Origin of the sequence: Burkholderia sp. Ac-20384 (genome assembly GCF_017104605.1) — a bacterium.
Classification (GTDB): domain Bacteria; phylum Pseudomonadota; class Gammaproteobacteria; order Burkholderiales; family Burkholderiaceae; genus Burkholderia; species Burkholderia lata.
Genome location: NZ_JAAGPE010000663.1, coordinates 1 through 1,357 on the forward strand (window position 1 = coordinate 1; position 1,357 = coordinate 1,357).

General features: G+C 61.1%; 1 protein-coding gene. It reads right to left on the minus strand.

What is annotated here, in order from left to right; all coding sequences use genetic code 11:
- Positions 1 to 161: 161 nt before the first annotated feature.
- Complete coding sequence (locus G3O00_RS42690) at positions 162 to 1,256, minus strand: IS5 family transposase (RefSeq protein WP_206146595.1); 1,095 nt, start codon at positions 1,254 to 1,256, stop codon at positions 162 to 164.
- Positions 1,257 to 1,357 lie beyond the last annotated feature (101 nt).

Below are 1,357 nucleotides of genomic sequence, written 5' to 3' on the forward strand. Positions count from 1 at the left end.
CTAGCAGGCTGTTGAAAAACGCCTCGTCTTGATCACGAGGTCGCTGCGCAAAAGGATTTTGTATGCGATTGGCTGCTGAGTTGGCGACGGATCGTCGAAGCTGGACCGCTCGCGAGCGGTCCAGTCGGCGCGTTGCCGCGCAATGGCCGCGCTTGGGCGGCTCATTGCACGGCTCCTTGCTGCACCACCGTCAGCATTCGCGCCATTCGAGTCAGGTTGCTCGCCAGCATCGTCAACTTGAAGTGCTGATCGACCCGCTTGACGCCGCGATACACGGTCTGTCGAATCCTGCCGACAGTCTTGCCCCAGCCGAAGTGCTCTTCGATGCGTTTGCGAATCACTTGGCTGATGCCATAGCCGGCGTGCCGCGAGGTGCGACCGTCGATCGCGCTGCCGCCTTGATGAGAATCGTTGCGCGCGACATGCGACGTGACTTTGCGCGCCCGGCAATCGCGCACGAAGTCGCGCATGTCGTAGCCCTTGTCGGCGCCGAGCGTCTTGGCATGACGACCGGGCACGCAATCGAGCAGGCGCAACGCACTGGCACGTTCGGCGAATCCGTCGGCGTGACTCACCACGGCGCCGACCACCAAGCCCGAACGATTCTCCATCAGGATGTGCCCCTGATAACAAAGGACGGCTCCGCTTTGCCTGCCCTTTCGAAACAGCCGGGCATCCGGATCTGTGCTCGATTCATGCGTGTCGTTGCTGCGCCGTTTGCCTTTCCAGTCCGTGTCGGCATTACGTCCGCCGCCGGCCGGCGGATCGTCCGAGCCGTCCTTGGGACGGAAGCTCTTGTGACTGGCCCACGCCTGGATCAGCGTGCCATCGACCGAGAAGTGCTCTCTGGACAGCAGCCCTTGCTTGTCGGCCAAGCGCATGACTTCGGTAAAGAACGCTTCGACCACTTCGTGTTCGAGCAAGCGATCCCGGTTCTTCGAGAACACCGAGTGGTCCCAGACAGCGTCTTCGATAGCCAGGCCGACGAACCAGCGGAACAGCAGGTTGTAGCGCATCTGCTCCATCAGCATGCGCTCGCTGCGCACCGAGTAAAACACCTGCAGCAGCAACGCACGCAGCAGCTTCTCCGGCGCAATCGAGGCACGACCGCTGTCCGCATAGATCGTGCCGAACAGCCCGTTGAGCCGCTTCAACGCCTGATTGACCAGCAGCCGAAGCGGCCGCAATGGGTGATCGGCCGGCACGAAGTCTTCCAGCTTCACCGTCGTGAACAACGGTTCTTGCATCTCGTCCATTCCACGCATCGGCTCATCTGCTCAAGATCATGAACACGATATCTCTAACGCACCGCCCTTCGAGCCCGTTTACACCGTTCCCAATTTCAACAGCCTGCTAG

Coding starts and splice junctions, on each gene's coding strand:
- G3O00_RS42690 (WP_206146595.1), bottom strand. CDS start 1,256: ATGGACGAGATGCAAGAACCGTTGTTCACGACGGTGAAGCTGGAAGAC.